Here is a 12,428-nt window from a genome sequence, read left to right as displayed (position 1 = left end):
AGGTGCGACTTCGGTTTTGAAATTATGCGTGGGGGCACCGCCCCGACAGACTGCAAACAAGGAGACCCCAAATGGGTATTTTCGACTTCCTCTCCGGTGAATTCATCGATGTCATCCACTGGGTGGACGACAGCCGCGACACCATGGTCTGGCGGTTCGAACGTGAAGGCCACGAAATCAAATACGGGGCCAAGCTGACGGTTCGCGAGGGGCAGGCCGCCGTCTTTGTGCACGAGGGGCAGTTGGCCGACGTCTTTACCCCCGGTCTCTATATGCTCGAGACCAACAACATGCCGATCATGACGACATTGCAGCACTGGGATCACGGCTTCAAAAGCCCGTTCAAATCCGAGGTCTATTTCGTCAACACCACCCGGTTCAACGATCTGAAATGGGGCACCAAGAACCCGATCATCTGCCGCGACCCTGAATTCGGCCCCGTGCGCCTGCGCGCCTTTGGCACCTACAGCGTTCGGGTCGTGGACCCGGCCCGCTTCCTCGTGGAGATCGTGGGCACCGATGGTGAATTCACCATGGACGAGATCAGCTTTCAGATCCGCAACATCATCGTGCAGGAAATGTCGCGCTCCTTGGCCAAATCGGGCATTCCCGTCCTCGACATGGCCGCCAACACCCGCGAATTGGGCCAGCTTGTGGCCAAGGAAATCAGCGCGCAGATCGCTGAATACGGTCTGTCGATCCCCGAGCTTTACATCGAAAACATCTCCCTGCCCCCTGCGGTCGAGGCGGTGATGGACAAGCGGTCGTCGATGGGAGTGATTGGAAATCTGGGCGAATATATGCAGTTCCAGGCTGCCGAAGCTCTTGGCCGCGAAGGTGGCGGTGCAGGTGACGCGATGCAGGCGGGTCTTGGGGCCGCCATGGGTCTGCAAATCGGGCAACAGGCGGGCAATGCAGGCCCTTGGGGCGCGCAACCGGCCCGCGCGGCCGCAGCCCCGCCGCCCCCGCCCGTCGAACACGTCTGGCACGTGGCCAAAAACGGCGAAACCACTGGCCCGTTTTCCAAGGCGCAACTGGGCCGCATGGCCGCCACGGGCGAATTGAGCCGCGACAGCTATGTCTGGACCGCCGGGCAAGACGGCTGGAAAATGGCCGAAGACGTCACCGAACTGGCGCAACTTTTTACCATCCTGCCACCACCGCCACCCCCTGGGATCTGAGCGGGACACGAAAGCGTGAGGCGGCTTTGCCCGCCCGCGCCTGCGCCCCATCTTTCAATGCAACGTCCCTTGCAAGCAAAGAGGTTACCATGACGGATAAAACGTTCACTCGGCGCACTCTTTTGGCCGCAACCGGCGCGGGCCTTGTCACCGGTGTGACGGGGCTCAAACTGCCCGCACGGGCCGCTGGGCTGGCCCCCACGCCATCCATGCGGGGCGGCTCCAACAACTACCGGCCCGGCGCGCCCATCGTTGACCGCATCGGCGGCGGCGGCTTTTGGATGACCGGCACCGTGCGGCGCGCGGGCGACGGCGCGCCCCTGCCCGGCCAACGCATCCAGATCTGGGCCCACACGACCGAGGGGCACGAGCGCGACGCGCGCAGCCACGGCGCCACGCTCACCGACGCCAATGGCGCATTCCGGCTGGAAATGCCGCAAATCGTCCCCGCCTTTGGCCAGGCTCACGGGCATCTGGCCTATGATGACGACGCGTTCGACACCGTGTTCCTGCGCCCGGTCATGGCCCGCTCCAGCGACACGACGCTGGAGGCGCATTTCGTCCTGCAACCGGCCTAGAGGGCGCCGATGCGGGCCCTTCTCACCTGGGCTGCATTGATCACGGCCATTGCCGTGCCACTGGCCGTGGCCGCCACCAGCCCGCTTCTGGCCTGGCGGCAGCCCATCTATATCGCGGCTGGCTTTGCCGGGGTGATTGCGCTGGCCTTGCTCCTCATCCAACCGCTCTTGGCCGCGGGGCACCTTCCCGGCCCCAATCCACGCAGGGCGCGAAAAATCCACCGCTGGGTCGGTGCCACTCTTGTTGCGGCGGTCCTCGTACATGTCGGCGGGCTCTGGATCACCAGCCCCGGCGATGTGATCGACGCGCTCACTTTCACCTCGCCTACGCCGTTTTCGGCCTGGGGCGTGATTGCCATGTGGGCCGTCTTTGCCGCCGCAGTCCTCGCGATATTCCGCAAAAAACTGCGCCTCCCGCTCTGGCGCGCTTTGCACGGTATACTCGCGCTTATCACGGTCCTTGGCACAATCGCCCATGCCCTGCTGATTGAAGGGACGATGGGCACCTGGTCCAAGACCATTCTTTGCGCCCTCGTCCTCATCGTCACCGCCAAAGTGCTCAGGGATCTCCGCGTTTTTGCCATCCTCAAACGCGGTTGACTTGACAGCATCACCGATCACACCACTCTCCCAGCCATGCGCCTGAACGACCGCCTTCCCAATCGCCGGACCGCCCTCAAGTGGCTGCACTGGATCATGGTCCCGCTGTTTGTCTGGTTCCTGCTGGTCCAACCAAAGGACGTGACGCCCTTCGGACCAACGGCCTTCCAAATCCACTCGATCCTCGCCCTGATCTTCGTCTCGCTCAGCCTTGCATGGTTTGCCGACCTGATGCGGCGCGGGCTGGCCAGCAAACCCGGTCCCAAGCTCAAGGGCAAACTCCGTCCCCTGCACCGCTGGCTGCACCTCACGCTGATCTGGGGGCTGTTCTTCGTGGCGCTCACGGGGTTCCTCTTGGGACTGACCTCGGCGGTGCTGCTCAAGGCCGGGGGCTTTTTGCCCATCGCGCCGCCCATGGGCTGGCGACACGCCAACGAGATCGTGGGCCAGATCCACATCATCGAGTTCTACGCACTCGGCGTCGTCGCGGGCGGGCACGCAGTGTTTCACATCTGGCGACACTACCGGCTCAAGGACAATGCGCTGCGCATAATGGTGCCAAAACGACTGCATAAGTACCTTTAGGCCAAAGGTTTATAGCGGCACGGACCGTCCATGGCTACGTGATCCACCACCCAAGCCAAAGGATGGATCATGACACGCCGCACCACACTCAAAGCCTTGCACTGGCTCAGTTTTCTGCTCATCGCCTATCTGGGACTGGTCGAACCACAAGACGTCGAGGGCCTCGGCGGCGCGGCCCTTGCCACACATGCAGGCATGGGGACGCTGCTGGCCCTTCTGACGACGGGCTGGATCACGATGTACCTGCGCAAAGGACTGGCCAGCCGCCCCGGCCCCAAACTGCCCGCGTGGGCCAAGTGGGCACATCCCGTTTTGCACAAAGTCATGATGTGGGGCTTGCCCGCCATGGTGCTGTCTGGCGCGCTGGCTGGCTTTGCCGCCCCTTATGCGATCAGCGCCTTTGGGGTGATCCCCCTCTTTCCCGGGATCGGAGCAGAGGGGATTCACGACCTGCTGACCAACCTGCACGAGGTCGCCTTTAACGGATTGCTCATCGCCCTTGGCGCACATGTCGCCTTTCACCTCTGGCGGCACTATGGTCTGCGCGACAACGCGCTGCGGATCATGGCCCCCAAGGCGCTGCACAAATACCTGTAAGGAGGCGACATGCGCCGGACCATCACGATCACATTGCACTGGCTCACGCTTGTCCTGCTGCTCTTGCTGATCGCCGGTGGTCCGACGCCCATCCTCGCCTGGGCCTTTGCACTGGCGGGACTGGCACAATGCGCCATGGCACTGGCCATGGGACTGATGAACGGGCCCGGCCCCAAGCTCACGGGCACGCTGCGCAACGCCCACCCGTGGATGTCGCGGGCGATGTATCTGGCGCTCGGCATCGTCTCTGCCGCCACGCTCGCGCAGCTACTGGGATACACGGCCCCCGGCCCCACATTGCCCGAGCTGTACTTTTACCTCTTGTCCGCCTCGGCCCTGCACGGCATCTTTCACCTGTGGCGCCACACGGCGCTGGGGGACGGCGCGCTGCGCCGGATCACGCCGAAATCCATGCACGGGATGTTATGAGCGACCAAACCGCACCACCGCCCATCGCCGAACACCGCTTTCCTTGCGACAACTGCGGGGCGGATTTCCGGTTCGACCCGGGCCAGGGCGGGCTGGTCTGCGACCATTGCGGCAACACCGGCACGCTTGAGGGCACCGGCCCCGCCCCGGTGCGCGGCATTGCCGAGCTGGACTTTCGCACCGCTCTTAACGCCGAACTGCCCCAATCCGAGATCGAGGAAACCCGCGTCTCCAAATGCCCCAATTGCGCAGCCCAGGTGGAGTTTGACAAAGACGTGCACGCCACCGAATGCCCGTTCTGCGCCACGCCCGTGGTCACGGATACCGGCGCGCACCGGCATATCAAACCGCGCGGCGTTTTGCCTTTCGCACTGGCCGAACCTGAAGCGCGCGACGCCATGACCAAATGGCTAGGCAGCCTGTGGTTTGCACCAAACGGGCTACAGGATTATGCCCGAAAGGGTCGCGCCATGCAGGGGATTTACGTGCCCTACTGGACATTCGATGCCGACACGCGCAGCGCCTATACCGGCGAACGCGGCACGGTTTACTATGAAACGCTCACCGTCATGCGCGACGGCAAACGCCAAACCGTCCAGGTGCCAAAAGTTCGCTGGCGCAGTACACGGGGCAAGGTCGCGCGTTTTTTTGATGATGTGCTGGTGCTGGCTTCCACCTCGCTGCCCAAACGGTTCACCGACGCGTTGGAGCCGTGGGACCTCAGCGAGATGGAGCCCTACACCCCCGAATTCCTCGCCGGTTTCCGGGCCGAAGGCTACGCGGTCGAGCTTGAAGACGGCTTCAAAGAGGCGCGCAGCTATATGGACCGTATCATCGCCCGCGACATCAAGTTCGACATCGGCGGCGACCGCCAGCGCATTCACAGCGTCGACACACAACTGGGGGCCATCACCTTCAAACACGTGCTGCTGCCGGTTTGGCTCGCCGCCTACAAATACCGGGGCGATACCTACCGCTTTGTGGTCAACGGGCGCACCGGCCGGGTTCAGGGCGAACGCCCCTATTCCAAGGCCAAGATCGCCATCGCCGTCCTTGTGAGCCTGATCATCGCTGCCGCCATCGGCTTTGTCATGGCAACACAGCAATGACGCAGGACCTTGATGCGCTCCTTGACGCCCGCTTTTCCTGCCGCGCGTTTTTGGCAAACCCCGTGCCCCAGACCACCGTGGCCCAGATCGTCACCACCGCCCAAAAGGTGCCCAGTTGGTGCAACGCCCAACCCTGGCAACTGATCGTGACGGCAGGGGCCGAGACGGACCGCTTTCGTGACGCTCTGTATGACGTCGCCAGCACCACGCCACCCGCGCCCGATCTTGAATGGCCCAAGGGCTATCCGGGCGTATACGGCAGCCGCCGCCGCGCCTGCGGCTTTCAGCTTTATGACGCCGTGGGCGTGGGCAAGGGTGACCGCGCCGCGGGCGCCGCGCAGATGATGGAAAACTACCGTCTCTTCGGCGCACCGCACGTGGCCATCGTCACCTCGCCTGCTGATCTGGGGGCTTACGGCGCCATGGACACCGGCGGCTTTGTCACCGCCTTTTGCCTGGCTGCGGCCTCCCACGGCGTGGCCACAATCCCCCAGGCGGCCATTGCGGCCCAGGCCCCGTTCGTGCGCGCGCATTTCGACATCCCCAGCGACCGGCTGATCCTCTGCGCGATCTCCTTTGGTTACGCAGACAATGACCATCCGGCCAACAGCTTCCGCACCGCGCGGGCAAAAGTCGATGACGTGATGGACTGGCGGTCATGAGGGCGCTCTTGCAACGGGTGACGCAAGCCTCCGTCTCGGTCGAGGGCAAGGTCGTCGGCCAATGCGGCCCCGGCCTCCTGATCCTCGTCTGCGCCATGCCCGGCGATGACGAGGGCACGGCCGAGGCCCTCGCCCTCAAAATCTCCAAACTTCGGCTCTTCAAAGACGGGCAGGGCAAAATGAACCTCAGCCTCGCGCAAACGGAGGGCGAGGCGCTGGTCGTCAGCCAATTCACACTCGCCGCCGACACATCACGCGGCAACCGTCCCGGCTTCTCGGGTGCCGCCAAACCGGACGAGGCCAAGCACCTCTACGAACACTTCGCAGCCGCCCTCAAGAACCTGAACATCCCCACCCAAACGGGCACGTTCGGCGCGGAGATGGCAGTGAGCCTTACAAACGAAGGCCCCGTCACGATCTGGCTGGATACGGATCGAGTTTGAGGCAAGACTGTCGGCTTTGCGGACTTTGCCGACATTGTGCTGACGCAGCAATTTTCCAAACGAAAGGTGTACACGCGCAACACTGCTCGACGGTCAGCATTTGAACCCTGTACCTTAAAACACGCTCTTCGCCAGACAGAGCCAGCCGTGACAATCTCTGAGATGACCGTCCTCCTCTGTGGATCATCGCAGACCCACCTTCCCACATCGGTGCCGTCGGGGGTTGGTATACCATGAAAGCAACGGCGAACCTGAAGCAGATATTCAATCAAATGGAGTTGCTTTCAGCGTAGTCTGCGAGGTCTTGCATCAGGCCATTGAAAGGAGCATTTTGGGTTGGTCCATCGCTATAGCTTCGTCTATTGCAGTGAAGATAGGTAAGTATGCAAAGGCAAATGGCCAAAGGGGGAAGCATGGACATTGAATTAATCAAGGCTCGTCTTCTCCTTCATGAAAACGACCTACTAGACGAACGAGACCGCGACTTGTTGACAAAACTGGTAGAGGCAAGACTGGAAGTTAAGCTGTTGGAACGCTTTGCACGTTCTAGTGACCCGACATCGCTTGCAAGCCAAGTCGACAAACGATTTGAAAATTACCTAAAACAGGTTGCGGTACTCGAGCCTGAGCTTGTTGAACATCTAATAAAGCAAACGATATTTGAAGCCCAGAACAGCCTACGGGAACAAGAAAAATACGAGCGTTCGGCAGCCAGACTCTTTCCGAGGCAGTCTTTCTCTTTTGTATCGCGCACTAGCTATTTGTTAGATGATTTACTTACTTTTATTGTACCTTCTGCGCTGCTAGCGCTGGTGGCTATTGGATGCATCGCCTTTGCAAAATTCGTTCAGTTTGAACCCATTTCGATCACCGCAAACATTTCAATGACAAACATTCCTGCGTATATCGCATTGGGATCATCAGCTGTTACCCTGTTTGTCGGAGCAATATGGCTCTTTGGGGACGACTAAGATGGAGCAGATACTTGCCTACTACGTTGGCATCACAACTTTGCTATTATTTTTGTTCGTCTTCCTAACCATCTTTTTGCTGCGCAAAGACAAGTGTTTCACGCTTGCGCTGTTATTTGCCGAGTTTGCTGGATATGTTGCCATTGCATCTTTCGGCCAGGGAACACTTGTTCGCTTGTCTGTAACGATCCTTGGACTGGACGCTTCATCTGTCTTTGAGACCGGGGCGGAAACTGACCTTAGTATGGCAACCCTGACCATAGCTATTTGCGGCAGCCTCTCCATCGCATCGATGGTCGTGCGTATATTTTCAAGATAGAGATTAACGGCGTCCCAGACTGAGCACTTACAGAAATTTTTGTGCTGCGTGCGCGCGCAGCACAAAATCGCAATGACCGCCTCGGGCTCATTCCAGTCATAGCCCTAATCCGTCCCTAAGGCTCCCGGAACGCCTCGCGCGACTTGTTCAGCGGCTTCATCAGGTACTGCAACACCGTCTTTTCGCCGGTGTGCAACTCCACCTCCGCCTGCATCCCGGGGCGGAAAGCCACATCGCGCTGGCGCTCGGTCAGGTTCGACCGGTCCACGCTCAGCGTCACCTTGTAATGCGGATCGCCATCCGCCGCCCGGGCCCGCTCGTCTTTGAACGTGTCCGCCGAAATCAACCGCACCTGGCCCTTCAACGAGCCATAGATCGTATAATCATAAGCGCTCAGCTTGATGGTCGCCTCCTGGCCCGCGCGCACGCCGGCAATGTCCTTGGGGGCCACGCGCGCCTCTACAAACAGTTCCTCATCCAGCGGGATGATCTGCAATATCTCTTCACCCGGGCGCACAACGCCGCCAATGGTCGTCACGCTCAGGTTGTTCACGATCCCGCGCATGGGGCTCAACAGCACAGTCCGCCGCAACTGGTCCTGCGCGGCTTTGAAATTCTGGCGAAGGGTGCCCAATTCTTTGAGTGTGTCTGAATACGCCTGCGCGCGCTCCAGTTCCGTCTGGGTGATGATCTCGTCCAGCTTGATGCGCGCATCCGCATGGGCCTTGCGGGCGCGGGTCACTTCGATGAGGGCCACGATCTTGCGATCCAAAAGGTCCTCCAACAGGTCCTTTTCCTTGGCCGCCTGATCCAGAACCCGCTGCGCGCCTTCGCGGCGGCTCACGAAATCCAACTGACGGGCCTGCAACAGCGCCCGTTCGCTGGCCACCAGACCGCCCAAACGGCCCACCAAGCCCTGCGGCACGGCAAAATCAAACTGCCCGGCCAGTTCCGCCTCAAGGCGCAATTGGCGCACGGCCAGCGCGGTGATCTGGTCCTGCAAATCGTCGACCTGGCTCTGGAATTTCGTGTCATGCAGGCGGGCCAACACGGCCCCCTGCTCGACCACGTCGCCTTCGGCCACGGCCAGTTCGGCCAGAATGCCGCCCTCAAGGTTCTGAATGATCTGCGGGCGCGACGACGAAATCATCTCGCCTTGCGCGCGCACAATCTCGTCCACCCAGGCAAAGGCCGCCCAAAGGACAAAGACAAACACCGCACCGACGCTCAACCAAATGACCCAGGACGGGCCGCGCATTTCACCTTCAAGCTGGGCACCCAGATTGGTGGGGGCCACGCTCATGCGATTTTACCGCGCACGGGCACAGGCGCGCCGGTCTTGCCGATATGGGCCAGAACCTCGTCGCGGGGGCCGTCAATGGTCATGCGCCCGTTTTGCAGGATCAGCGTGCGGTTGGTCAGCGACAGGATCGGCACGCGGTGGGTGGCAATGATGGCCGTGCGGCCCTCCATCCAGGTCTGTAAACGGCTGACCAGCGTGCTTTCCAGCGTCTGGTCCAACGCCGCGGTCGGTTCATCCAAAAGGCAGATCTTGGGGTCTTGCAGCCACAGCCGCGCCCAGCCAATGGATTGACGCTGGCCGATGCTCAACCCTTGACCGCCATCCAGAATGTCCAGATCAAGGCCCTTGTGATGCCCTTTCACAAACGGCCCCAGCCCCGCAAAATCCAGCGCGGCATAAAGGCGGTCATCATCCCGCTCCAGCATCGTCAGGTTCAGGTTGTCGCGCAGCGTGCCCGAAAAGAGGCGCACATCCTGGCCCAGATAACCGACAAGGCGGCGCAGGTCGCGCGGTTCGATCTGGCTCATCTCGGTGCCGTCAATCAGGATGCGCCCCTTGGTCGGCGCATAGACGCCCGACAGCAGCTTGAGCAGCGAGGATTTGCCCGCCCCGTTCGCCCCCAGAACCGCAACGCGCTGGCCGGGCATGATCTGCACGGCAGGAATATCCAGCGTCGGCGCGCCGTCCTCATCATATTGAAACTGCACCTCGCGCAGCTCGAAATGCCCTTCCAGCTTTTCGCGGCGCAAATAGGTACGACCCGCCTCAACATCCTGCGGGGCAAGGGCCACCGCATCCAGGCCATCCAGCGCCGCCTTGACGTTCCCCCACCGCGCCATCGTGCCCGCCAACTGGGTCAGCGGTGCCAGGGTGCGCGAGGTCAGAATACCCACGGCAATGATCGACCCCACGGTGAACTGCCCGGCAAAAACAAGGTATGTGCCCGCGATCACCGCCGCCACATAGGTCATCTGCTGCATCCCCTGCGACCAGAAGGTCAGGACAGAGGCCAGCCGCCGCTGCTCTGACGACTTCATTGCCGACAGGGTGGTCAACTCTTGCCACAGGCGCATCACCCGGTCCTCGGCGCGCTGGGTTTTCACGGTGTCACGCTCAAATATCGCCTCATGCAGCAAGCGCGAGGACTTGGCCGACGCCCCTTGGGTTTCCTGCGTCAGGCGCAACATCTTCTTTTGCAAAAAGAACCCCGGCACCAGCATCAGAATACCGCCCAGGATCAACACCCAGACCACAGGCCCGGCAATGGACGCCACCAGCAACAGGAAGACAAAGATAAACGGAATGTCGGCAATGGTCCCGATGGTCGAGGCGGTGAAAAATTCGCGGACCGACCCAAATTCGCGCATGGCCGAGAACGTCATCGAGGGCGAATGCCCCCGCAAATCGCTGCGCATCCCGATTACGCGTTGCATCAACAGCGACAGCACCGACAACTCGACCTGTCGCCCGGCCCCGTCCATCAGACGGGCGCGCGCGATCTTGAGGAACGCCTCCATCAACAGCGCCAGGCAGGCGCCTGCGGCCAGAACCCAAAGGGTCGCTTCTGACTGATGCGGGATCACGCGGTCATAGACCTGCAAGGAAAACAGGGCCACGGCGACGGCCAGCAAGTTGGCCACGAACGAGCCCAACGCAATCTCGCCCAAGGCCCGGCGAAAACGGTAAAACTCGCCCCAGAACCAGTGGGCCGGTTTGCTCTCGGTCTTGTGCGTCTCGGCCACACGCGCCAAAGGGGCCTCCGCCTGCACCACAAGACCCGCAAAGAAGGGCGCGAATTCCTGCACAGACACATGGGCGCGGTTGTCCGTGCAGGTCTTGTCGTAAATCACCAGATCGCCGCGCGACTGGTCCAGCACCAAAACCACCTGCCCACTGGTCATATAGGCCAGGGCGGGCCACAGATCGGGGGTCAGATGGGGCACATGGGTGACCTCGGCCAACAGGCCCTGCGCCTTGAGGCCCGACGCAATGGCATTTGCCTCAACCGCGTTGCTGGCACCTTTGCTGGTGGCTCCGTGCAGAGTGTCGAAAATGTCCGTCCGCGCGGTCTCCACCCCCAGAATGCCCGCATAGGTCACCGACAGATCGGCGCGGGCGCGCAGGCGGTCCTCAAAGAGGTTCGAGTTGTCCGCCGTCGGCGTGTCCTTGACGGTCGCGGCAGTGATCTGGGCGCGATTGCCGTTGGTGATGGTCAGGGTAAAGGGGCGTTTCTGGGTCAAATCTGATCTCCATCCGCCAGCACGCCCTGCACGCGGGCCAATTCCACCTGCAAACGCAATGCCTCAAATTTCAGTGTCGTTTCAGCCTCTTGGCGGGCGGCAAAGGTCTCGTAGACGCCGACCACATCCATCACCTGACGGCGGCCCGCATCATATTGTTCCTGAAACAGGTCCAGGTTCGCCTTGGCCTGCTGGGTCATGCCGCGCGCTTCTGCCGCCTGACGGCCTTTGGCGGCCACCTGGCCCTCCAGCTTGCGCAGGGTCCGGTTCGCATCCTCATTCGCCTGGGCCACGTTGCGGCCTGCGACTTCCTTGGCGGCCTCAATGGATTGCAACTGTGCCCGGGTGCCAAGGCCAAGGCCAGGACCACCGGCGGTCAGCCCCGCACCGCCATTTTCACCGATGGTGGCCTGGGCGCTGATGCCGGGCAACTGGCTGGCGCGCGAAATCTGCGCCTGCGCGATGGTGCGCTCTTTCTCCGCCTCCGCCCGGGACACGGTCAGGGGCTGGGCGGCAGAGGCGCTGATGGCCAGGGTTTCAAGACCGCGCACATCGTCCAGAGGGGCAATGGACATGGCATTCAACTCGGCCAGGGCCGTCTGCTCCATCTCGGTGCTGGCCGCAACGGCAGCACGAATTTCGGCCAGCTTTTGGTTGATCACGTTGAGGTCGGACATGTCCGACACGCCACCCTTTACGCGCTCGCCCATGATATAGGCGAAATGCTCCATGTCGCGCAGGGTCGCGCGGTGCAGGCGGCGGGTTTCGCGGCCTTCGGCGGCAGTCAGATACAGATCAAGGCCCGTCGCGGCCCGGTCATTGGTGTCCTCGGCCAGGGCCACGGCGGCCACTTCGACATCGGCCTTGGCAAAAGCACGTTCACCCTTTTTGCGGCCGTTGTCATAGATCACCTGATCCACAACGATCTGCGAGATGATATCGCCCAATGAATTCAATGAGATGCTGGGGCCGATGGTCGGCAACCAGTTTTTCGAGGCAGCCTCCGCCCGCAGTCGGGCGGCGCGCAACTCGGTCTCTGCCGAACGGGCATTGGCCGCCAGCACGGCGGTGGCCACCTCATCATAAGCGCTGCCTTCCGGCAGGACAGAGCGGCGGGCCAACAGGCCCTGAATGACCGGGCTCTGCGCGTTCAATTCGATATCGTTTGATGTGGGCTGCGCCGACAATGCGGGTCCGCCCAGATCGGCATTGATGCCTGTGTTCATGCGCGCGACGACGCCGCGTTCGCCCAGATCCGCCAGACATCCCGCCTGAAATGTCACCGCGACGCACAGTGTCGCAACCTTGTAACCGCCTTGCCCCATAGTCCGTTCCCGTTTCGGGTTATCGTTTTTGGTGTGGGCGCGGTTGCGGGTATCCGGTCCGCGCCTCAATCCTTCTGGTATATGCT

The 12,428-nt window shown here is 61.6% G+C and carries 14 protein-coding genes; 11 read left to right on the top strand and 3 right to left on the bottom strand.

The genetic code is table 11. The features are described from left to right. The first annotated feature begins 71 nt into the window (after positions 1-71). From Q1A44_RS08840 to Q1A44_RS08790, 11 genes are all read left to right on the top strand, one after another. On the top strand, positions 72-1,181 hold the full coding sequence (locus tag Q1A44_RS08840; RefSeq protein WP_299623095.1) for an SPFH domain-containing protein: 1,110 nt from the start codon (positions 72-74) through the stop codon (positions 1,179-1,181). Between the two features lie 89 nt (positions 1,182-1,270). Next, a complete protein-coding gene (locus Q1A44_RS08835) occupies positions 1,271-1,759 on the top strand; it encodes a twin-arginine translocation pathway signal (protein ID WP_299623090.1) in 489 nt (162 codons plus the stop codon). 9 nt (positions 1,760-1,768) lie between these two features. Next, positions 1,769-2,359, top strand: coding sequence for a ferric reductase-like transmembrane domain-containing protein (locus Q1A44_RS08830; RefSeq protein ID WP_299623087.1), 591 nt, complete (start codon positions 1,769-1,771; stop codon positions 2,357-2,359). Between the two features lie 36 nt (positions 2,360-2,395). After that, positions 2,396-2,944 carry a cytochrome b/b6 domain-containing protein gene (locus Q1A44_RS08825; protein WP_299623082.1) on the top strand — a complete coding sequence of 183 codons (549 nt, stop codon included), beginning with the start codon at positions 2,396-2,398 and terminating at the stop codon, positions 2,942-2,944. 69 nt (positions 2,945-3,013) lie between these two features. Further along, the gene (locus tag Q1A44_RS08820) at positions 3,014-3,541 is read left to right on the top strand and encodes a cytochrome b/b6 domain-containing protein (protein ID WP_299623079.1); all 528 of its coding nucleotides are present in this window, start codon (positions 3,014-3,016) and stop codon (positions 3,539-3,541) included. A 9-nt stretch (positions 3,542-3,550) separates the two neighbouring features. Continuing rightward, entirely contained in the window at positions 3,551-3,970 is a 420-nt protein-coding gene (locus Q1A44_RS08815) for a hypothetical protein (RefSeq protein WP_299623075.1), read from the top strand. Next, positions 3,967-5,079 carry a TFIIB-type zinc finger domain-containing protein gene (locus tag Q1A44_RS08810; protein WP_299623072.1) on the top strand — a complete coding sequence of 371 codons (1,113 nt, stop codon included), beginning with the start codon at positions 3,967-3,969 and terminating at the stop codon, positions 5,077-5,079. The genes Q1A44_RS08815 and Q1A44_RS08810 overlap by 4 nt, the downstream gene beginning before the upstream one ends. Further along, positions 5,076-5,741 carry a nitroreductase family protein gene (locus Q1A44_RS08805; protein WP_299623069.1) on the top strand — a complete coding sequence of 222 codons (666 nt, stop codon included), beginning with the start codon at positions 5,076-5,078 and terminating at the stop codon, positions 5,739-5,741. Before Q1A44_RS08810 ends, Q1A44_RS08805 begins: the two co-directional genes overlap by 4 nt. After that, entirely contained in the window at positions 5,738-6,184 is a 447-nt protein-coding gene (gene dtd, locus Q1A44_RS08800; protein ID WP_299623064.1) for a D-aminoacyl-tRNA deacylase, read from the top strand. Before Q1A44_RS08805 ends, dtd begins: the two co-directional genes overlap by 4 nt. A 413-nt stretch (positions 6,185-6,597) precedes the next feature. Further along, a complete protein-coding gene (locus Q1A44_RS08795) occupies positions 6,598-7,155 on the top strand; it encodes a hypothetical protein (RefSeq protein ID WP_299623061.1) in 558 nt (185 codons plus the stop codon). 1 nt (position 7,156) lies between these two features. Then, entirely contained in the window at positions 7,157-7,474 is a 318-nt protein-coding gene (locus Q1A44_RS08790; protein WP_299623057.1) for a hypothetical protein, read from the top strand. Positions 7,475-7,589: 115 nt separating this feature from the next. Here Q1A44_RS08790 and Q1A44_RS08785 read toward each other — a convergent pair whose 3' ends face one another. The 3 genes from Q1A44_RS08785 to Q1A44_RS08775 are packed head-to-tail and all read right to left on the bottom strand — an operon-like array spanning position 7,590 to position 12,342. Further along, entirely contained in the window at positions 7,590-8,777 is a 1,188-nt protein-coding gene (locus tag Q1A44_RS08785; RefSeq protein WP_299623053.1) for an HlyD family type I secretion periplasmic adaptor subunit, read from the bottom strand. Beyond that, a complete protein-coding gene (locus Q1A44_RS08780; protein WP_299623050.1) occupies positions 8,774-11,017 on the bottom strand; it encodes an ATP-binding cassette domain-containing protein in 2,244 nt (747 codons plus the stop codon). The genes Q1A44_RS08785 and Q1A44_RS08780 overlap by 4 nt, the downstream gene beginning before the upstream one ends. Continuing rightward, positions 11,014-12,342: a TolC family protein gene (locus tag Q1A44_RS08775; protein WP_299623046.1), complete on the bottom strand. Its 1,329-nt coding sequence runs from the start codon at positions 12,340-12,342 to the stop codon at positions 11,014-11,016. The genes Q1A44_RS08780 and Q1A44_RS08775 overlap by 4 nt, the downstream gene beginning before the upstream one ends. Positions 12,343-12,428: the final 86 nt, after the last annotated feature.

The sequence above is a fragment of the uncultured Tateyamaria sp. genome, from assembly GCF_947503705.1.
Taxonomy (GTDB): domain Bacteria; phylum Pseudomonadota; class Alphaproteobacteria; order Rhodobacterales; family Rhodobacteraceae; genus Tateyamaria.
The sequence above is the reverse complement of the archived record's forward strand: the minus strand, read 5'-3'. Positions and strand labels throughout refer to the sequence as shown.

What these genes read in the sequence shown, in the direction of transcription:
- Q1A44_RS08840 (WP_299623095.1), top strand. Translation starts at nt 72, where the DNA reads ATGGGTATTTTCGACTTCCTCTCCGGTGAATTCATCGATGTCATCCAC.
- Q1A44_RS08835 (WP_299623090.1), top strand. Translation starts at nt 1,271, where the DNA reads ATGACGGATAAAACGTTCACTCGGCGCACTCTTTTGGCCGCAACCGGC.
- Q1A44_RS08830 (WP_299623087.1), top strand. Translation starts at nt 1,769, where the DNA reads ATGCGGGCCCTTCTCACCTGGGCTGCATTGATCACGGCCATTGCCGTG.
- Q1A44_RS08825 (WP_299623082.1), top strand. Translation starts at nt 2,396, where the DNA reads ATGCGCCTGAACGACCGCCTTCCCAATCGCCGGACCGCCCTCAAGTGG.
- Q1A44_RS08820 (WP_299623079.1), top strand. Translation starts at nt 3,014, where the DNA reads ATGACACGCCGCACCACACTCAAAGCCTTGCACTGGCTCAGTTTTCTG.
- Q1A44_RS08815 (WP_299623075.1), top strand. Translation starts at nt 3,551, where the DNA reads ATGCGCCGGACCATCACGATCACATTGCACTGGCTCACGCTTGTCCTG.
- Q1A44_RS08810 (WP_299623072.1), top strand. Translation starts at nt 3,967, where the DNA reads ATGAGCGACCAAACCGCACCACCGCCCATCGCCGAACACCGCTTTCCT.
- Q1A44_RS08805 (WP_299623069.1), top strand. Translation starts at nt 5,076, where the DNA reads ATGACGCAGGACCTTGATGCGCTCCTTGACGCCCGCTTTTCCTGCCGC.
- dtd (WP_299623064.1), top strand. Translation starts at nt 5,738, where the DNA reads ATGAGGGCGCTCTTGCAACGGGTGACGCAAGCCTCCGTCTCGGTCGAG.
- Q1A44_RS08795 (WP_299623061.1), top strand. Translation starts at nt 6,598, where the DNA reads ATGGACATTGAATTAATCAAGGCTCGTCTTCTCCTTCATGAAAACGAC.
- Q1A44_RS08790 (WP_299623057.1), top strand. Translation starts at nt 7,157, where the DNA reads ATGGAGCAGATACTTGCCTACTACGTTGGCATCACAACTTTGCTATTA.
- Q1A44_RS08785 (WP_299623053.1), bottom strand. Translation starts at nt 8,777, where the DNA reads ATGAGCGTGGCCCCCACCAATCTGGGTGCCCAGCTTGAAGGTGAAATG.
- Q1A44_RS08775 (WP_299623046.1), bottom strand. Translation starts at nt 12,342, where the DNA reads ATGGGGCAAGGCGGTTACAAGGTTGCGACACTGTGCGTCGCGGTGACA.